Origin of the sequence: Mesorhizobium sp. M1A.F.Ca.IN.020.04.1.1 (assembly GCF_003997315.1) — a bacterium.
Lineage (GTDB): Bacteria > Pseudomonadota > Alphaproteobacteria > Rhizobiales > Rhizobiaceae > Mesorhizobium.
In genome coordinates this window covers 1-18,179 of the sequence record NZ_RZSN01000124.1, presented here as the reverse complement: position 1 = coordinate 18,179, position 18,179 = coordinate 1, and the positions used below count along the sequence as shown (strand labels likewise).

General features: G+C 63.6%; 15 protein-coding genes and 1 pseudogene. 5 read left to right on the top strand and 11 right to left on the bottom strand.

The annotated features are described in order from the left end of the window. A pseudogene (locus EOA49_RS22270) lies at nucleotides 1–229 on the bottom strand (5-aminolevulinate synthase); the annotation flags it as partial. 281 nt (nucleotides 230–510) lie between these two features. On the opposite strand from EOA49_RS22270, the gene galE reads away from it, so the two are divergent. Then, nucleotides 511–1,506: a UDP-glucose 4-epimerase GalE gene (gene galE / locus EOA49_RS22265; RefSeq protein ID WP_127241512.1), complete on the top strand. Its 996-nt coding sequence runs from the start codon at nucleotides 511–513 to the stop codon at nucleotides 1,504–1,506. 181 nt (nucleotides 1,507–1,687) lie between these two features. After that, nucleotides 1,688–2,944: a D-amino acid dehydrogenase gene (locus tag EOA49_RS22260; protein WP_127241511.1), complete on the top strand. Its 1,257-nt coding sequence runs from the start codon at nucleotides 1,688–1,690 to the stop codon at nucleotides 2,942–2,944. A gap of 75 nt (nucleotides 2,945–3,019) precedes the next feature. On the opposite strand, the gene EOA49_RS22255 is transcribed toward EOA49_RS22260, so the two are convergent. The 7 genes from EOA49_RS22255 to EOA49_RS22225 form a co-directional block, all read right to left on the bottom strand. Next, nucleotides 3,020–4,384 (bottom strand): FGGY-family carbohydrate kinase, encoded by a 1,365-nt coding sequence (locus EOA49_RS22255; protein WP_127241510.1) that lies wholly within the window; start codon nucleotides 4,382–4,384, stop codon nucleotides 3,020–3,022. Beyond that, complete coding sequence (rhaM, locus tag EOA49_RS22250) at nucleotides 4,381–4,695, bottom strand: L-rhamnose mutarotase (protein ID WP_164746900.1); 315 nt, start codon at nucleotides 4,693–4,695, stop codon at nucleotides 4,381–4,383. Before rhaM ends, EOA49_RS22255 begins: the two co-directional genes overlap by 4 nt. Next, complete coding sequence (locus EOA49_RS22245) at nucleotides 4,695–5,696, bottom strand: ABC transporter permease (RefSeq protein WP_127241508.1); 1,002 nt, start codon at nucleotides 5,694–5,696, stop codon at nucleotides 4,695–4,697. The genes rhaM and EOA49_RS22245 overlap by 1 nt, the downstream gene beginning before the upstream one ends. Continuing rightward, the gene (locus EOA49_RS22240) at nucleotides 5,693–6,670 is read right to left on the bottom strand and encodes an ABC transporter permease (protein ID WP_067322800.1); all 978 of its coding nucleotides are present in this window, start codon (nucleotides 6,668–6,670) and stop codon (nucleotides 5,693–5,695) included. The genes EOA49_RS22245 and EOA49_RS22240 overlap by 4 nt, the downstream gene beginning before the upstream one ends. Further along, a complete protein-coding gene (locus tag EOA49_RS22235; RefSeq protein WP_245460769.1) occupies nucleotides 6,667–8,223 on the bottom strand; it encodes a sugar ABC transporter ATP-binding protein in 1,557 nt (518 codons plus the stop codon). The genes EOA49_RS22240 and EOA49_RS22235 overlap by 4 nt, the downstream gene beginning before the upstream one ends. Nucleotides 8,224–8,342: 119 nt before the next feature. Next, a complete protein-coding gene (rhaS, locus tag EOA49_RS22230; RefSeq protein WP_095782942.1) occupies nucleotides 8,343–9,338 on the bottom strand; it encodes a rhamnose ABC transporter substrate-binding protein in 996 nt (331 codons plus the stop codon). A gap of 56 nt (nucleotides 9,339–9,394) precedes the next feature. Next, complete coding sequence (locus EOA49_RS22225) at nucleotides 9,395–10,204, bottom strand: DeoR/GlpR family DNA-binding transcription regulator (RefSeq protein WP_066993950.1); 810 nt, start codon at nucleotides 10,202–10,204, stop codon at nucleotides 9,395–9,397. Nucleotides 10,205–10,391: 187 nt separating this feature from the next. Between EOA49_RS22225 and EOA49_RS22220 the strand changes: the two genes are divergently transcribed. The 3 genes from EOA49_RS22220 (at nucleotide 10,392) to ggt (ending at nucleotide 15,909) form a co-directional block, all read left to right on the top strand. Beyond that, a complete protein-coding gene (locus EOA49_RS22220; protein WP_127242021.1) occupies nucleotides 10,392–12,494 on the top strand; it encodes a bifunctional rhamnulose-1-phosphate aldolase/short-chain dehydrogenase in 2,103 nt (700 codons plus the stop codon). Between the two features lie 159 nt (nucleotides 12,495–12,653). Continuing rightward, on the top strand, nucleotides 12,654–13,946 hold the full coding sequence (rhaI, locus tag EOA49_RS22215; RefSeq protein WP_127243344.1) for an L-rhamnose catabolism isomerase: 1,293 nt from the start codon (nucleotides 12,654–12,656) through the stop codon (nucleotides 13,944–13,946). A 223-nt stretch (nucleotides 13,947–14,169) separates the two neighbouring features. After that, complete coding sequence (gene ggt / locus EOA49_RS22210; RefSeq protein WP_127241450.1) at nucleotides 14,170–15,909, top strand: gamma-glutamyltransferase; 1,740 nt, start codon at nucleotides 14,170–14,172, stop codon at nucleotides 15,907–15,909. On the opposite strand, the gene EOA49_RS22205 is transcribed toward ggt, so the two are convergent. The 3 genes from EOA49_RS22205 to EOA49_RS22195 form a co-directional block, all read right to left on the bottom strand. Beyond that, nucleotides 15,910–16,164 (bottom strand): hypothetical protein, encoded by a 255-nt coding sequence (locus EOA49_RS22205; protein ID WP_170950361.1) that lies wholly within the window; start codon nucleotides 16,162–16,164, stop codon nucleotides 15,910–15,912. 212 nt (nucleotides 16,165–16,376) lie between these two features. After that, the gene (locus EOA49_RS22200; RefSeq protein WP_127241451.1) at nucleotides 16,377–17,765 is read right to left on the bottom strand and encodes a sigma-54 dependent transcriptional regulator; all 1,389 of its coding nucleotides are present in this window, start codon (nucleotides 17,763–17,765) and stop codon (nucleotides 16,377–16,379) included. Further along, nucleotides 17,762–18,179: ATP-binding protein (locus tag EOA49_RS22195; protein WP_164749260.1), on the bottom strand; the 418-nt coding region annotated here is incomplete at its 5' end. The genes EOA49_RS22195 and EOA49_RS22200, both read right to left, overlap by 4 nt.

Genomic DNA, 18,179 nt, shown 5'->3' with positions numbered 1-18,179 from the left:
AGCCCATCCGGCCCGCCGCGTTCTGGAAGGCGGCGATGACGTCCGGATTCTGGCCCATGCCGAGATAGTCGTTGGAGCACCAGACGGTGATTTCCTGGGCGCGACCGTTGGAGCGCCAGATGGCGCGCGGGAACTTGCCCACGATGCGCTCGAGGTCGGCGAAAACGCGGTAGCGCCGCTCGGCATGGAGCTGGTCGATCGCGTCTTCGAAGAACCGCTGGTAGTTCATGTCGGCTTCCCAATTTTGCGCCGGATCATAGTCACGGGCCTATGTTACGTCCACCGCGCCGCACCGGTCAAAATGCCACGCCCCGCGCCTGTTCCTAACGATGCCGGATCATGGCCTATTCCCGGGGATGTGAACCAGCTTTGTTTCGGTACGATGCCTCGGGCAGGCGGAACTGTTACAGACTTAACACTAAAATGGGAGGCTAATGGGCTTACGGCGGGGTTTCCAGCACGGCGGCTGTTGAGACAGTTTCCGATAAATCTTGATCAGCGAGGTAAGCGATGACGGTTTTGGTGACGGGCGGTGCCGGCTATATCGGCAGCCACATGGTCTGGGAGCTTTTGGACGCCGGCGAAAGTGTCGTCGTGCTCGACAGGCTTTCCACCGGCTTCGAATGGGCGGTGGCGCCCGAGGCGGAGCTCGTCGTCGGCGACGTCGCCGATCGCGATCTGGTCGGCCGGATCATCCGGGAAAACAAGGTCGACGCCATCATCCATTTCGCCGGCTCGATCGTGGTGCCGGAATCGGTCGCCGATCCGCTCGGCTATTACGAGAACAACACCTGCAAGACGCGCGCGCTGATCGAAACCGCCGTGCGCGAGGGCGTGTCGCATTTCATCTTCTCGTCCACCGCAGCCGTCTATGGCGGCGCCGGGCTGGAGCCGGTGCGCGAGGACGCGCGGCTGGCGCCGGAATCGCCTTACGGCCTCTCCAAGCTGATGAGCGAGTGGATGCTGCGCGATGCCGCGATTGCGCACGACATCCGCTACACGGCGCTGCGCTATTTCAATGTCGCCGGCGCCGACCCCAAGGGCCGCACCGGACAGTCGACGCCCGGCGCCACGCATCTGATCAAGGTCGCCTGCGAGACGGCCCTCGGCAAGCGACCATTCATGCAGGTCTTCGGCAAGGACTATCCGACGCCGGACGGCACCTGCATCCGCGACTACATCCATGTCAGCGATCTGGCGGCGGCGCACCGGTTAGCACTGCAGCGGCTGCGCGATGGCGGGGAGAGCCTCGTCGCCAATTGCGGCTACAGCCATGGCTATTCGGTGCTGGAAGTGATCGACAGCGTTCGCCGCGCCTTCGGCCATGATTTCGACGTTCGCATGGGTGCGCGACGGCCGGGCGACGCCGCCGCCGTGGTCGCCAATTCCGACCTTGCCCGCAAGGAGTTCGGCTGGACGCCGCAGCGCGACGATCTCGACCAGATCGTCAAGGATGCGCTGGCCTGGGAACGCATCCTGACGACCAAGAACTCCGTTCGAAACTAAGCAGTTCAGGAAAGTGTGTAGCGGTTGGGTTCGGCGACTTCGCCGTAGCCTTCGTCCCGGAATTGCGTATTGAGACCGACCTGTTGGGCCAAGGGCTCGTCCGGCGAGTTTAGACGCGGTATTGAGGCTCATGCGGTGGTGTGCCGAAGGCGCACTGTTGGAATGAGCCTTGAGGGACGGCATGAAGGTCTTGGTGCTCGGCGCCGGCGTGATTGGCACGGCGGCCGCCTACTATCTGGCTAAAGACGGTCATGAGGTGACGGTGATCGAGCGCCATGAGGCAGCGGCGCGCGGCACCAGCCAGTCGAACGCCGGCCTGGTCTCGCCGGGCGACGCCACCGCCTGGGCCTCGCCGGCGGCGCTCAAGACCTTTCTGCGCGCGCTCTGGAACCATGACCTCGGCATCAAGGTCCGGCTGCGCCTCGATCCGTATTTCTATGCCTGGAGCCTGCGCTTCCTGCGCGAGTGCACCGTAGCGCGCCTGCGCGCCAACACCGACGTCAAGCTGAAGCTCGCGCTCTATTCGCGCGACTGCATCAATGCGCTCTCGGAGGCGACCGGCATCCACTACGACGAACGCAAGAAGGGCATCCTCTACTTCTTCCGCTCGCAGAAAAGCTTCGACACCGGCACCGACAATTACCGCTATCTCGGCGAGCACGGCCTACCGATCGAGATCGTCGGCCGCGACCGCCTAGCCGAGCTGGAGCCGGGGCTTGCCAGCGTGAAGGACAAGATCGCCGGCGGCATCTATTCTCCAATCGACCAGACCGGCGATTCCAAGCAATTCGTCGACAAGCTCGCCGCCTATGCGGCCGAGAAGCTCGGCGTCAGGTTCCTGTTCGGCACGACAATCGAGGGCCTCGACATCGAGGGCGACCGGGTGCGAGCCGTGATGACCTCGGCCGGACCGGTTGCGGGTGACGCCGTCGTCATCTCGATGGGAGCCGAAAGCGGCCTGTTCGGCCGCCGCTACGGCATCGACCTGCCGGTCTACCCGGTGAAGGGCTACACCGTGACCGTCCCGCTCGAGGACGAGAGCAAGGGCCCGACCATGGGCGGCGCCGACGAGGACCGGCTGATCGGCTATTCGAGGCTGGGCAACCGGCTGCGGATGTCCTCGACGGCGGAATTCATAGGCTTCGATCGCAGCTTCAAGCCGCGTGATTTCAGAACCATCCTGGAAACCGGCAAGGACCTGTTCCCGGGCGCCTTCGACGAGAAGAAGGCGCTGCTTTGGGCAGGCCTGAGGCCGATGATGCCGAGTTCCGTGCCCATCTTCGGTCAGGCGAAATACCGCAACCTCTATCTCGACACCGGCCACGGCCATCTCGGCTGGACCATGGCTTGCGGCTCGGGAAAATTCCTGTCCGACCTCGTCGCCGGCCGCAAGCCCGAGATCGATCCGCAAGGGTTGCTTTACGCGACAGCGGGCTGAGACGTTCGGTCCGCAAGCTGCCACCGGCCTATGTCGGCGCGACCTGTCAAGTTGTGGCAAATACCATGGCGGGGATCAAGTCCCGACGACCCGCTGCCACGCTCGCGCGTAATCATGCCAAGCCGGATCTGCGGGTGGCTCGGTCCGCTCGCCTTTGCTGATGACGGTAGCGCCGTCTGACGCCGGCAGTGCCGCGCCGATGCTCGTTCCTGTCGACGTCTCCGACGCAATGACAGCCCGTCCCGTTGCCGCCGCCAGCATGCGGATGAAAAGCGGGTTCCGCGCAAAGGGCCCTTCGACCGTCGTCGGCCCGTCGCCGCCAATCAACTCCAGGCAGGTCGCGGTCATCAGCGCCAGATAGAACGAGATGGCGGCGAAGCGCTGGCCGGGGGGCAAGCCCTCGGCGTTGACCCATTGCGCGGCACGGTGAGGGAACGGCCCGGACCCCTGTTGGGTTGAAGGCAGCAGCAAGGCCTGGCGTGCCAGCACAGCGGCAATATCGGCCTCGGTCCAGTCCTGCGCCTGGCCCTCGGTCAGCAGCGAAAACTCGCGTCCACCCATGAAGCGCGCCGACGGCACGGGATCGCCGAGCGCATTGACATTGACCAGCGTGTCGCGCTCCGCATCGAGCTCGACCTTCTTGCCGCCGACCGCCATCGAGACCACCCATGTGCCGGTCGAGACGACGGAGAAGGGCGGCCGATCGGACAGCAGATGCGGCAGGAGCGAGGCGTTGGAATCGTGCAGGCCGCAGAACACGGGAGTCGCAGGGTCGAGCCCTGTCAGTCGGGCAATCGCCGGCAGGATCGATCCGAGCCTGTCCTTCGCCCGACGCACGGGCGCCATCAGCGGACGCCAGCCCATCCTGTCGACCAGCGAGGAATAGTCGGACGTCCAGGGGTTCCACAGATCGGTGTGGCAGCCCAGCGATGTCACTTCGTTGGCGGCGACGCCGGTCAGCCGCAGCGCCCAATATTGCGGATACATGAGGATCGCGGCGGACTTGGCGAATTCCACTGGAAAGCGCTTTTGCTGCCAGAAGAATTGCGCGCCGAGATTAAGGCCGATGGGCAACCGCGGCGTGCCTGTTTCGGCGAAGGGAGCGCGTACGGCGTCGTAGTCGGCCGCAAGCTGGTCGGGGCCGTCGAACTCATAGTCGAGCACCGGCAGCACCAGTTCGCCGGCGGCGTCGACCAGCGCCCCGGTCGCGCCATGCGTGGTGATCGAGATCGCATCGATCCGCCGCTCGCGGTTGATATCGGCGAGGCTGTTCAGGTTGAACGTCCACAGCGCCTCGACATCGTGATGGGGGTAGGGCGCCTGCCAAACGGGCGCGTTCGCGGTGCGGCGCAGCGCGATCTCGCTCGGCGTCGTGAGCTCGACCAGCGCCACCTTGGCGTTGGTCTTGCCGATATCGATGACGGCGACGTGGCGGATCATGCCATATGGAACATGGTTTCCAGCGGCACCGCCACCGGCTCATTGTCGGGTTTGGTTTCCATGAGGTCGGCCATATGCGCCCACCAGCGCTGCATAACAGGATGTTTCGGCAGGTCGGCCATGCCGTGATCGTCACGTCGCCACAGCACGCCGAAGAGGATGCTGGTCTCCTCGTCGAGATGGATCGAATAGTCGGAGACGCCGGCCTCTCTCAGCAGCTCCGCCAGTTCAGGCCAGATCTCGGCATGGCGGCGCTTGTACTCGGCCTTCATGCCGGGATTGAGCTTCATCTTGAAGGCGTATTTCTCCATCAGCCGAAACGTCCTTCGCGCAGCCGCCGCCAGACGATCGGCAGCGCAATGACGATGATCAGCAGCAGGCCGATGAAGATCGACATGACGATGCCGGGCACGTTGAGCAGGCCGAGGCCGAAGGTCACCAGCCCCATGATGAAGGCGGCAAGAACCACGCCGAGGATGCTGCCGGCGCCGCCGAGGATCGACACACCTCCCAGCACCACCATGGTGATGGCCTCCAGCTCATAGCCCTGCGCAATCGACGGCCTTGTCGAGCCGAGCCGCGACGTGATCAGCACCGAGGCGATGCCCGACATCAGCCCGGTGAGGCAAAACAGGATGAATTTGATGCGGTCGACGCGCACACCGGAGAACTGGCAGGCGACCGGATTGTTGCCAATGGCAAAGACGCGGCGGCCGAAGCTCGTGCGATGCAGCACGAACCAGTAGACCAGCGCCGCGAAAAGGAACAACGCCAGCTCGAACGAGAAGACCCACCAGACATAACCCTGGCCGAAGAAGGCGAAACTCTCCGGATATCCCTTATAGGCCTGGTCGCCGAGGATGATGAAGGCGATGCCGCGAAACAGGCTCATCGTGCCGATGGTGACGACGATGGAAGGCAGGCCGAGCCTGGTGACGAGCAATCCGTTGAAGGCGCCGCAGCCGAGCCCCACGGCGATGCCGATCGCGACCAGCACCGGCGTGCCGGCGCCCGCCTGCGCCGCCATGCCCATCATCGTCGAAGCGAGCGCGACAATCGCGGCAACCGACAGGTCGATCTCGCCCGAGATGATCAGCAGCGCCATTGCAAGCGCAATCAGGCCCTTTTCGGTGAAGTTGAAGGTCAGATCCGAGAGCGACCACGGGTCGAGGAAATAGGGCGAGGCGAAGCTGTTCACCGCGAAGATGAGGATCGCGATGACTACGAGCAGTGCCTCCCAGGAAAAGATCGCCGAAGAAAGCGGCTTGTCGAGCCGGTCGGGGATATGGCGCGGGGCAGGGGTGTCGGTCATGCCGCTTCCGCCTTTCTGAGGATGATGCGACCCTGCCGGCGCTCGCCGCGCGCGTTGAGCACCACGGCCAGGATGATGGCGCTGCCCGAGATCGCCATCTGCCAGAAGGGCGAGATGTTGATGACCGGCAGCGCGTTGGAGATGATGCCGAGGAAGAGCGCGCCGAGCACCGCGCCGCCGACCGAGCCAATGCCGCCGGCGATCGAGATGCCGCCGATGACGCAGGCGGCGATGATGTTGAGCTCGTAGCCGTTGGCGACTTCGACCGAGGCGATCACGTAGCGCGAGATCCATAAGTACCCGGCTAGCCCGCCGATCATGCCGGAAATGCAAAAGACGATGAACTTGGTGCGGCCGACATCGATGCCGGCATAGACCGAGGCGGTCGGGTTGACGCCGATGGCATAGATCGAGCGGCCGATCTGCGTGCGCGTCATCGCCAGAAAGAACAGCGCAATGACGAGAAGCGCGATCCACGACAGGACCGGCAGGCCGAGGAAGGCGGCGCGCTGGAAGTTGATGAAGTCGGGGCTCATCTGGTCGGCATTGACCCAGGCGCCGCCGGAGACGACGAAGGTGGCGCCGCGATAGATGGTGAGCGTGCCGAGCGTGACCACGATGGACGGGATATTCAGCCGCCACACCAGGAAGCCGTTGATGGCGCCGAGTAGGAGGCCGACAAGCAGTGCGATGACGATCAGCACCGGGATCGGGATCGCCGGATGGGCAGCGTTGAGCATCGCCACCACCATGCCGGTGAAGCAGAGGTTGGACGCCATCGACAGATCGATCGAGCGCGTCAGGATCACCACCATCTGGCCGAGCGCCAGGATCATCAGGATCGAGGTGTCGTTGAACACCTGGCGCAGATTGGCCGGATCGGCAAAACCGGGGAAGCGGGTCGAGATCAGCCCGATCAACAGGACGATGCCGGCGAGCAGCCAGATCTCGCGATATTTGAGAAAATTCTTCATGCCGCGATCCCCGCTGCGGTCCTGACCAGCGTCTCGGCGTCGAGGCCTTTGTTGTCGTAGGTGGCCGCGATACGGCCTTCACGCATGACCACGACCCGGTCGGACATGCCGAGGATTTCCGGCAGTTCCGAGGAGACCATGATCACCGATAGCCCCTGCGCCACGAGCTCGGCCATGAAGCCGTGCACAGCGGCTTTGGAGCCGATGTCGATGCCCTTGGTCGGCTCGTCGAGGATGATGACCTTCGGCGTCGTCGCCAGCCATTTGGCGATGACCACCTTCTGCTGGTTGCCGCCGGAAAGGGTGCCGACATCCTGGCTGAGCGACGAGGCGCGCAGGTCCAGCCGCTCGGTGTAGGAGCGGGCAAGTGAGAATTCTTCCGCCAGCTTGAGCACACCGGATTTCGAGGTGCGCGCAAGCGAAGGCAGCGATACGTTCTGAAAGATCGGCAGGCCGATGACGACACCCTGCTTGCCGCGCTCTTCCGGCACATAGACGATGCCGGCCTCGATCGAATCCGCCGCCGATTTCGGCGCCATTGAGTTGCCGTCCAGCGAAATCGTGCCGCGGCTGGTGCGCGTAATGCCGGCGATCGCCTGCATCACCTCGCTGCGGCCGGCACCGACGAGGCCATAGAAGCCGAGGATTTCGCCCTTGCGCAATTCGAAGCCGATATCGTCGAACTCGGTCGGGTGCGACAGGCCGGAGACCGACAGCACCGGCGCGCCGATCTTCGGCTCGCGCTGCGGAAAGATGTGGTCGACGTTGCGGCCGACCATCATACGCACGATCTCGTTCTGGCCGGTGTCCTTGAGCAGGCCTTCGCCCACCATCTCGCCGTCGCGGAAGACGGTGTAGCGGTCGGCGATGCGGTAGATCTCGTCGAACTTGTGGCTGATGAAGAGCACCGCCTTGCCTTCGCTCTTCAGGAATTCGATCAAGAGGAAAAGTTCGTCGATCTCCTTCATCGAAAGTGCGGCGGTCGGCTCGTCCATGATGACGATGCGCGCGTCGATGGACATGGCGCGCGCCACCGCCACCAGATGCTTGTTGGCGATGCCGAGGTCCTTCAGGCGGGTGTCGGCGTCGATGTGGCCGGCGCGCATCGTCTCCAGCACCTCGCGCGCATTTTTGCGCATGGTGCGCCAGTCGATGGTGCCGAAGCGGGTGCGCGGCGCATGGCCGAGGAAGATGTTTTCGGCGACCGAAAGGTCGTCGAACAGCACCGTCTCCTGATGGATGGCGGTGATGCCGTGGCCGAAGGCGGCATGCGCGCTGGGCAGCGTCGTGGCCTGGCCGTCGATGCTGATTTCGCCGGCGTCGGGCTGGTAGATGCCGGTCATGATCTTGACCAGCGTCGACTTGCCGGCGCCGTTCTCGCCGATCAGCGCCGTCACCTGTCCGGGATAGAGCGACAGGCTGACATTGTGCAGCGCCCGAACGCCCGGAAAACTCTTGGAGATGCCTAAGAGCGTCAGGCGCGGGGCCAATTTGTCCTCGCCCTCGCGGGGAGGGTCGCGAACAACGTGAGCGGGATGCGGGTTGTCTAGCATATCAAGTTAAGGTCCTGGTGCATGGAAGCGTCGTCACCCCCGCCCCGTCTCGCCAGTTTTGCTTCGCGACACCGCCTCGCCGACCCTCCCCACAAGGGGGAGGGTGCAAGCTCCTCAGATCAATAGATCTTTGAGAACTTCTCGATGTTGGTCTTGTCGAACTGGAAGGGCGGAGCCATCGCAGCCGAGTTGGTGTCGTCGAGCGTCACCTTGCCGACGCGGCCGATCGACAGCGTGGCGCCGGGCTTGGCCTCTTCTTTCTTCACCGCCAGGTCATGCGCGAGATAGATCGCCGAGTAGCCGAGGTCGATCGGGTTCCACAGCGCGACCGCCTGGCTGGCGCCGTTGTCGATGAACTTCTTGAACTCCGACGGCAGCGCGAGGCCGGTGACGTTGACCTTGCCGATCAGGTTCTCGTCGGTGACGACCTGCGCGGCGGCAACGACGCCGACGGTGGTCGGCGCGATGATCGCCTTGAGGTTCGGATAGGATTTCAACAGGCCCTTGGCTTCGTCGGTGCTCTTGGCGGAGTCGTCGTCGCCATAGACGGTGGCGACCAGCTTGATCTTCGGGAACTTCTCCGGCAGCACCTTCTTGGCCGCTTCGATCCAGGCATTCTGGTTGGTCGCGGTCGAGGATGCCGAGAGGATGGCGACATCGCCGCCTTCCGGCAGGTAGTCGGCGGCGAGCTTGATGATGGTCTCGCCGATCAAATTGGTGTCGGACGGGTTGAGGTGGAGCTGGCGGCCTTCCTTGGCGACGCCGGAGTCCCACGAGATCACGGTGATGCCGCGATCCATCGCCTTCTTCAGCACCGGCACCAGCGCATCGGCGTCATTGGCCGAGACGGCGATGGCATTGACCTTCTGCGCGATCAGCGAGTTGATCACCTCGATCTGCGCCTCCGCCGTCGCTTTGGTCGGACCGGTATAGATCACGTCGACGTCGCCCAGTTCCTTGGCCGCTTCCTCGGCGCCCTTGTTGGCGGCGTCGAAGAAGCCGTTGCCGAGCGACTTCACGACCAGCGCGATCTTGACGTTCTCGGCATAGGCGCCATTCACGAACATGGCGGCGGAAAAGGCCGCCGTGACCAGCAGTTTCTTCAAAAAGCTCATTCGAATATCCTCCCTTGAGCGTTGCATTCCATCGCCGCTGCGGGCGCGAGTTGTCCTCAGGCCTGCAGTGAAGATTCCTCCTTGTCGCTTGACTGTTTGCGGGCGACGATCAGCGCCACACCCGCGGTTTCCAGCATCTTGGCTTCGCGGTCGTCGATACCGTCGTCTGTGATCACGGTCGTGATGCGCGACAGCCCGCACAGGATCAGGCTGGATCGCATGCGGAATTTCGAGGAATCGACCAGCACCACCAGCTCGTCGGCCTGGTCGATCAGTTTTTGCTCCGCCTGGATCAGCAGCGGGTCGCCTTCCATCAAGCCGAGCGGGCCTAACCCTTGAGCGCCCATGAACATGCGCCGCGCATAGAAATTGCGCGTCACGTCATTGTCGAAGGGCGACAGGATGATGTTCTGCTCGCGATAGATCGTGCCGCCCGACAGCATCACCATGTTCTTCGAGTGCTTGAGCAGATGCTCGGCGATCGGGAACGAGTTGGTGAAGATCGGCATGCGGCGGCCGGTCAGGAAATGCACCATCTGGAAGGTCGTGGTGCCGCCATTGATGATGATTGGCTCGCCGTCCTTGCAAAGGTTCACCGCTTCCCGCGCGATCGCCCGCTTCTGCGCGGCGTTCAGCGTTTCGTTGACCGAGAAGGGCCGGCCGGCAAGGCCGATGACTTGCGGCGGTGAGATCGCCTCGGCGCCGCCGCGCACCCGGCGCAGGCGCTTTTGCACATGCAGCGCCGCGATATCGCGCCGGATCGTCGCCTCGGAGGAGTCCGTCAGGTCGACCATTTCCTGCACCGTCACCACAGGCTTTTCCTGGACGGCGGACAGAATGATCCTGTGGCGCTCTTTTTCGTGCATGGTTCCTCCCTGCCTGGCTATCAGGCACCAGAAAACGCGCAGTGTCAATCATTTCCGATCACATATTTTCATTGTGCAGTGCAGTATGATCGATCTTGATCGTTTATGATTGACAAGAGGTCCTGTTGCGTAGACATTCCAACCAAATTGGACTGCGCATTTTTTAGCGTCCCAAGGGAGGATACCTATGCTCGACAAGCGCTCTGGCTCGCGCCTCGCCAATCTGTGGGACGACGCAAAGGCTGAAGGGATGAGCGGTCCCGAGCTTCTGGTCTATCGCTCGAACACGCTGGGTTCAGACAAGCGCGTCACCAATTATGGCGGCGGCAACACCTCGTCCAAGGTCTGGCAGAAAGACCCGCTGACCGGTGAGGACGTCGAGGTGCTGTGGGTCAAGGGCTCGGGCGGCGACAGCGCTTCGATCAAGCTCGACGGGTTTGCGACCCTCTACATGGACAAGCTGCGCGCGCTGAAGAGCCTCTATCGCGGCGTCGACCACGAGGATGAGATGGTGGGCTATCTGCCCCACTGCACCTTCAACCTCAATCCGCGCGCGGCCTCCATCGACACGCCGCTGCATGCCTTCGTGCCGAAGGCTTGCGTCGACCACATGCATCCCGATGCCATTATCGCGATTGCCGCGGCCAAGGACTCCAGAGCAATCACGAAAGAGGTGTTTGGCGAGGCCATCGGCTGGCTGCCCTGGAAGCGGCCGGGCTTCGAGCTTGGGCTGTGGCTGGAGAAATTCTGCCGCGAGAACCCCGACGCCAAGGGCGTGGTTCTCGGAAGCCACGGCCTGTTCACCTGGGGCGACACGCCGAAGGAATGCTACGAAACGACGATTTCGGTGATCAATCAGGCGATCGACTGGTTCGAGCGCAAATCCGACGGCAAGGCGATCTTCGGCGGCGAGGTGGTGAAGGCGCTCGACGCGCCGGCACGGCGTGCCATTGCCGCGAAACTCATGCCGAGAATCCGCGGCCTGATCTCGGAAAAGAGCCATAAGCTCGGCCATTTCGACGACCAGCCGGCAGTGCTCGAATTCGTCAATTCGAAAGACCTGCGCCCGCTGGCGGCGCTGGGCACGTCCTGTCCGGACCATTTCCTGCGCACCAAGATCCGGCCATTGGTGATCGAGTTCGATCCGGCAAAGCCGGATGTCGATGCCGTCATCGCGCGCCTCGCCGACGACATTGCGGCCTATCGGGTTGGCTACCAGGCCTACTACGACAGCTGCAAACATAAGGACTCGCCCGCCATCCGCGATCCGAACGCGGTCGTCTATCTGATGCCGGGCGTCGGCATGTTCACTTTCGCCGGCGACAAGGCGACGGCGCGCATCTCCGGCGAGTTCTACGTCAACGCCATCAACGTCATGCGCGGCGCCTCGATGGTCTCGTCCTATGTCGGCCTGCCGGCTCAGGAGGCCTTCGACATCGAATACTGGCAGTTGGAAGAAGCCAAGCTCCAGCGCCTGCCGAAGCCGAAGGCGCTGGCGGGACAGATCGCGCTGGTCACCGGCGGCGCCGGCGGCATTGGCCGCGCCACGGCCAACCGGCTGCTGCGCGAAGGCGCCTGCGTCGTGCTGGCCGATATCGATGAGGCCGCGCTTGCCGGCGCTCACGAAGAGCTGTCGAAGGCCTACGGCAAAGACTTCGTCCGTCCGGTGCGGATCGACGTGACCTCGGAAGATCAGGTTACTTCGGGCTTTGCCGAAACCTCGGTCGAATTCGGCGGTATCGACATTCTGGTTTCCAATGCCGGCCTGGCCTCCTCGGCGCCGATCGAGGAAACGACGCTGGCGTTGTGGAACAAGAATATGGACATCCTGTCGACCGGCTATTTCCTCGTTTCGCGCGAGGCTTTCCGGCTGTTCCGCGCGCAGAAGATCGGCGGCAATGTCGTCTTCGTCGCCTCCAAGAACGGCCTTGCCGCTTCGCCCAACGCCGCCGCTTACTGCACGGCCAAGGCGGCCGAGATCCATCTCGCGCGCTGTCTCGCGCTTGAGGGTGCGCAGGCGCAGATCAGGGTCAACGTCGTCAATCCGGACGCCGTGCTGCGCGGCTCCAAGATCTGGACCGGCGAGTGGAAGGAACAGCGCGCCGCCGCCTACAAGATGTCGACCGACGATCTCGAGGAGCATTACCGGTCGCGTTCGATGCTGAAACGCTCGGTATTTCCGGAAGATATCGCCGAAGCGATCTACTTCTTCGCTTCCGACATGTCGGCCAAGTCGACCGGCAACATCGTCAATGTCGACGCCGGCAACGCGCAGAGCTTTACGCGGTAAATTGTCAGAGCCAGCGCTGCCCCTCCCCCTTACCCTCTCCCCGTAAGAACGGGGAGAGGGGGCGCCAGCGCTGGAACGCGTCCCTTCTCCCCGTGACTATACGGGGAGAAGGTGCCGGTAGGCGGATGAGGGGCAGCGCAGACGAATTGGGAGGAAAAAATGTCCGAACAGATCATCTCAGCCGACCTCGTCGCCAACCACAACTCAGCTCGCCAACCCGCCCTCGAACGCGACTACGCCTCGCTCGGCGAGCGCCTCGACCGGCGCGGCATTGCCATCGACGCCATCCGCGACAAGGTGGAAAAATTCGGCGTCGCGATCCCGTCCTGGGGCGTCGGCACCGGCGGCACGCGTTTTGCCCGTTTTCCCGGCGCCGGCGAGCCGCGCGACATCTTCGACAAGATCGAGGATTGCGCCGTCATCAGCCAGCTGACGCAAGCGACGCCTACCGTCTCGCTGCATATCCCGTGGGACAAGGCCGATCCGAATCGGCTGAAGCAGGCGGCGGCGCGTTTCGGGCTCGGGTTCGATGCGATGAACTCCAACACCTTTTCCGACGCGAAGGACCAGAAGCTCTCCTACAAATTCGGCTCGCTGTCGCACGCCGATGCCGGCACGCGCCGCCAGGCGGTCGAGCACAATCTCGAATGCATCGAGATCGGCAGGACGCTTGGGTCGAAGGCGCTGACGGTATGGATCGGCGACGGCTCGAACTTCCCCGGCCAGGTCAGTTTCGCCAAGGCCTTCGAGCGCTATCTCGACGCCATGCGGCAAATCTACGCCGGCCTGCCGGACGACTGGCGGCTGTTTACCGAGCACAAGATGTACGAGCCGGCCTTCTATTCGACCGTCGTGCAGGACTGGGGCACGAACTACATCATCGCCAAGGAGCTCGGCGACAAGGCCTTCTGCCTCGTCGACCTCGGCCACCACGCGCCCAACGTCAACATCGAGATGATCGTGTCGCGGCTGATTCAATTCGGCAAGCTCGGCGGCTTCCACTTCAACGATTCCAAATATGGCGACGACGATCTCGACGCCGGTTCGATCGATCCTTACCGGCTGTTTTTGGTCTTCAACGAGCTGGTCGATGCAGAGCTTTCGGGTGCCAAGGGCTTCCATCCCGCGCATATGCTCGACCAGAGCCATAACGTCACCGATCCGATCGAAAGCCTGATGCTGTCCGCGGTCGAGGTGCAGCGCGCCTATGCGCAGGCGCTGCTGGTCGACCGCAAGGCGCTGGACGGTTTTCAGGAAGCGAACGACGCGCTGATGGCGACGCAGACGCTGAAGACCGCCTACCGCACCGATGTCGAGCCGATCCTCGCCATGGCGCGGCTGAGAACCGGCGGCGCCATTGATCCGGTCGCCGCCTATCGCGAGGCCGGCTACCGGGCGAAGGTCGCGGCGGAGCGGCCGGGCGTCGCCGGCGGTGGCGGCGGGATCGTCTGACACCCTCATCCGGCCGCTTCGCGGCCGCCTTTCTCCCAAGGCAGAAGAGGTTGGCGTCGGCGCTGACGAGCTCCTTCCCCCGCGGGAAGAGGTCGGACTGCCCCGAATTGCCCTTCGCAATTCGAGGCAGGTGAGGGGCTCTGCCCAATGCTACTCCAATTGTTATTGGACTAACGCGCTCCAACGGTCTTTCCTGGGTGTCCCCCCGCCTTGGAGACCCACCATGCATCTCACCCACCGGACGCTGATCGCCGTCAGCTTTGCGCTCACTGTTGCCTTCACACCATCGGCCGCCGTTTTTGCGGCTTCGCCGGCTCCCGCCAAGGGCGAGCACGGCATGGTGGTGACCGCCCAGCATCTCGCCACCGAAGTCGGCGTCGACGTGCTGAAGAAGGGCGGAAACGCCGTCGATGCGGCGGTCGCCGTCGGCTATGCGCTGGCCGTCGTCTATCCGAATGCCGGCAATACCGGCGGCGGCGGTTTCATGACCATCCGCTTGAAGGACGGCCGTTCGACCTTCATCGATTTCCGCGAGCGCGCGCCCCTTGCGGCGACCAAGACGATGTATCTCGATAAGGAGGGCAAGCCGATCAAAGGTGCCAGCCTCGACGGTTATCTCGCCGTCGGCGTGCCTGGTTCGGTGGCCGGCTTCGAGATGGCGCGCGAGAGATACGGGACCTTGTCCAGACAGGATCTCATGGCCCCGGCGATCGCCTATGCCAAGGACGGCTTCGTCCTCAACCAGGGCGACGCGGCCTCCTTCGCCGGCGGCGCCGACCGGCTGGCCAAGGATCCGGCAGCGGCCGCTATTTTTCTGAAAAAAGACGGGAAGCCCTATGGCATCGGCGAGAAGCTAGTCCAGTCGGACCTTGCGGCCTCGCTCTCGGCGATCTCCGAGAAAGGCCCCGATGCCTTCTACAAGGGGCCGATTGCCGACGCGATCGTCAAGGCGAGCGGCGCCAAGGGCGGCATCCTCGCCAAAGGCGATTTCGAGCAATACGCGGTGCGCGAGCTGAAGCCGGTGACCTGTTCCTATCGCGGCTACGAGATCATCTCCTCGCCGCCGCCGAGTTCGGGCGGCGTCATCATCTGCGAAATCCTCAATGTGCTCGAAGGCTATCCGCTGTCCTATCTCGGAGCCGGCTCGGCCGAGACCGTCCACGTCATGGTCGAGGCCATGCGTCATGCCTATGTCGACCGCAATTCGGCGCTCGGCGATCCGGATTTCGTCGACAATCCGGTCTCGAAACTGCTCGACAAGGGCTATGCCAAGGACATCCGCGACAAGATCGATCCGTTCCGCGCCGGCGTCTCGAAGGACTTGATGCCCAAGGGCTTCGGCGAGTCGAAGGAAACCACCCATTATTCTATCATCGACAAGGACGGCAACGCGGTAGCCGTCACCTATACGCTCAATGGTTCCTTTGGCGCCGGCGTCGTCGCCGACGGCACCGGGATCCTGCTCAACAACGAAATGGACGATTTCACCCAGAAGCCCGGCGTGCCCAACCTCTACGGACTGGTCCAAGGCGAGGCCAACGCGATCCAGCCGAAGAAGACGCCGCTGTCCTCGATGAGCCCGACCGTCGTTGTGAAGGACGGCAAGCCGTTCATGGTCATCGGCAGCCCGGGTGGCTCGCGCATCATCACCATCACGCTGGAGGCGATCGTCAACGTCATCGACCACGGCATGAACATTCAGGAGGCGATCGACGCCCCGCGCATCCACCATCAATGGCTGCCCGACACCGTCTATGTCGAGCCTTTCGGGCTTTCTCCCGACACCGAAAGGCTGCTTGCCGGCATGGGCTATCATCTCGATCTCAGCGACCAGACCTGGGGCCAGGCGGCCGGCATCCTTGTCGGCGGCAAGAGCCTGGCGGAGATCGAGAAAGGCGGCGGCGCCCGCTACAACGGAGCCATCGACAGCCGCGCCGCTTCCGGCGAGGCGCTGGGCTACTGACTACACGACAAGGGTGATGGTTGAGGCAATCAGCAGCACCGCGGCAATGCCGACGAACAGCGCATAAATGCGCGGCCGGTCAATCAGCAGCGCGTTGCCCGAAATCCAGGCCGAAGTGGCGCCGCCCAACGCAAACAGGAAGCCGTTGCGGTGGCCGAAGGTCATCGAGGCGGCCATCAGGCCGCCGATGATCAGCGCGCCGAACACGATGATGACGGCAACGGCATATTTCTCGAAATCATTGCCGCTGCCCATCGCCGGTCCCATGGCGTTGAGATTCGGCAGATCGTCCGGATCAAAGGGGCTGGCCGAGCCGTATTCGTCTTGACCGAGGGATTCGCGCATCATTCGTTCTCCGCTGAGCGGCAACAAACCATCAACGCTAGCCAAGTGCAACCGGCAAGGTCACCGCCATCACGCGTTCGCCACCCGGCTGGTGCCAACGTGCCACGGTTTCCTGGATAGCCTCAACGCCGAGGGCTTCGATCGGGTTCCACAAGCTTGATCTCTCTGGAAAAATCGCTGCGCACGATGCCGTGCCGCTGCAGCTTGTCGTAGAAGGTCTTGCGCGGAATGCCAAGCGCCTCGATCGTACGCCGGACATCGCCGCCATTGCGGCCAAGTGTCTCGCGGATGATCTCGGCCTCGTAGCGCTCCAGCCGTTCCGGCAAGGGCATCGAGACGTCCAAATCTGTCGGCTGAGCGGCGGGGCTGCTGCCGATCTCTTCCAGTCCGAGCACGAAGCGCTCGGCAAAATGGGCGAGCTCGCGGACATTGCCCGGCCAGTCGTGTTCGCGCAGATGGCGCTGGACGGCGGCCGGCGCCGCGGGCACCTGGCGATGAAAGCGGGCAGCGGCGCGCTCGGCGAAATACCCGAACAGCAACGGCACATCGTCCCGGCGCTCGCGCAATGGCGGGATCGAAAGCGTCACCACATTCAGCCGATAATAGAGGTCTTCGCGGAAATTGCCGCGCTGGCCGGGATCGCCGAGATCGATCTTGGCGGCGGCAACGACGCGCAGGTCGACCGGCCGGATTTCGTTGGTGCCGAGTGGCGTCACCTCGCGCATTTCGAGCACGCGCAGCATCTGCACCTGAGTGGAGGGCGGCATGCTTTCGATCTCGTCGAGGAACAGCGTGCCGCCGCTCGAATGCTCGATGCGGCCGACGCGCTTCTTCTGCGCGCCGGTGAAGGCGCCGGCCTCATGGCCAAACAATTCGCTTTCGATCACTGTCTCCGGCAACGTGCCGCAATTGAGCGCGACGAAATTGCCCTTGGCGCGGCGGCTCCAGCGATGCAGCAGGCTCGCCACCACCTCCTTGCCCGAGCCTGTCTCGCCGGTCACCAGCACATCGACATCGGTGTCGGCGATCTGTCTCAGCGTGCGGCGCAGCCGCTCCATAGCCGGTGTCTGGCCGATCAGCGGAAGGCCTTCCTGCGCCTGCTCGGCCGCTTCGCGCAAGGCGCGGTTCTCCATAACAAGACGGCGCTTTTCCGCGGCGCGCCATACACTTTGCGCCAGCCGGTCGGCCGCGAAGGGCTTGGTGATGAAGTCATAGGCGCCGTCCTTCATCGCCTTTACCGCCATGGCGATATCGCCGTGCCCGGTGACGAGGATGACGGGGATATCCGGGTCAAGGTCGACCACGAGGTCGAAAAGCTGCAGGCCGTCCATTTCGGGCATGCGGATGTCTGACACCAAGACGCCGGCAAAGCCGGCATCGAGGCCGACGAGTGCCTCGCTTGCCGAGGAAAAGGCAGACACGGCAAAACCGGCAAGTTCGAGCGTCTGCTTCGTCGCCTTGAGCAGATCGCTATCGTCATCGATCAGGATGACCGGATTGCCGTCTGTCATGTCGGGTCAGCCTTCGAGAGATGGATGGTGAAGCGGGTGCCGCTCCCGTTGCTCGTCACCTCGATGCGCCCGCCATAGTCGGCGACGATGTCCTTCGAGATGACGAGCCCGAGCCCCAAGCCCTTTTCCTTCGAGGTATTGAAAGGCGTGAACAGCGATTTCAGGATCGCCGGCGGAATCCCCGGTCCGTTATCGGATACGATCAGCGCGACGCCGTCGGCGGTTTCCGCGGCGGACACTTCGACCCGAGCACCGTCACGACCGTCGAGCGCTTCCAGCGCGTTCTGGAACAGGTTGATCAGCACCTGCTCCAACCGCAGCCGGTTGCCCATCACTTTCATCGTCGCCGGTGGCAGCGTGATCGCCAGCGCGTCCAGCCGGCCGGCAAAGCGGCTCCTTAGCAGCACCACGGCG

Coding starts and splice junctions, on each gene's coding strand:
- EOA49_RS22255 (WP_127241510.1), bottom strand. CDS start 4,384: ATGATCCGCCACGTCGCCGTCATCGATATCGGCAAGACCAACGCCAAG.
- EOA49_RS22245 (WP_127241508.1), bottom strand. CDS start 5,696: ATGACCGACACCCCTGCCCCGCGCCATATCCCCGACCGGCTCGACAAG.
- EOA49_RS22205 (WP_170950361.1), bottom strand. CDS start 16,164: ATGGGCAGCGGCAATGATTTCGAGAAATATGCCGTTGCCGTCATCATC.
- EOA49_RS22220 (WP_127242021.1), top strand. CDS start 10,392: ATGCTCGACAAGCGCTCTGGCTCGCGCCTCGCCAATCTGTGGGACGAC.
- galE (WP_127241512.1), top strand. CDS start 511: ATGACGGTTTTGGTGACGGGCGGTGCCGGCTATATCGGCAGCCACATG.
- EOA49_RS22240 (WP_067322800.1), bottom strand. CDS start 6,670: ATGAAGAATTTTCTCAAATATCGCGAGATCTGGCTGCTCGCCGGCATC.
- EOA49_RS22225 (WP_066993950.1), bottom strand. CDS start 10,204: ATGCACGAAAAAGAGCGCCACAGGATCATTCTGTCCGCCGTCCAGGAA.
- rhaI (WP_127243344.1), top strand. CDS start 12,654: ATGTCCGAACAGATCATCTCAGCCGACCTCGTCGCCAACCACAACTCA.
- EOA49_RS22260 (WP_127241511.1), top strand. CDS start 1,688: ATGAAGGTCTTGGTGCTCGGCGCCGGCGTGATTGGCACGGCGGCCGCC.
- rhaS (WP_095782942.1), bottom strand. CDS start 9,338: ATGAGCTTTTTGAAGAAACTGCTGGTCACGGCGGCCTTTTCCGCCGCC.
- ggt (WP_127241450.1), top strand. CDS start 14,170: ATGCATCTCACCCACCGGACGCTGATCGCCGTCAGCTTTGCGCTCACT.
- rhaM (WP_164746900.1), bottom strand. CDS start 4,695: ATGGAGAAATACGCCTTCAAGATGAAGCTCAATCCCGGCATGAAGGCC.
- EOA49_RS22235 (WP_245460769.1), bottom strand. CDS start 8,223: ATGCTAGACAACCCGCATCCCGCTCACGTTGTTCGCGACCCTCCCCGC.
- EOA49_RS22200 (WP_127241451.1), bottom strand. CDS start 17,765: ATGACAGACGGCAATCCGGTCATCCTGATCGATGACGATAGCGATCTG.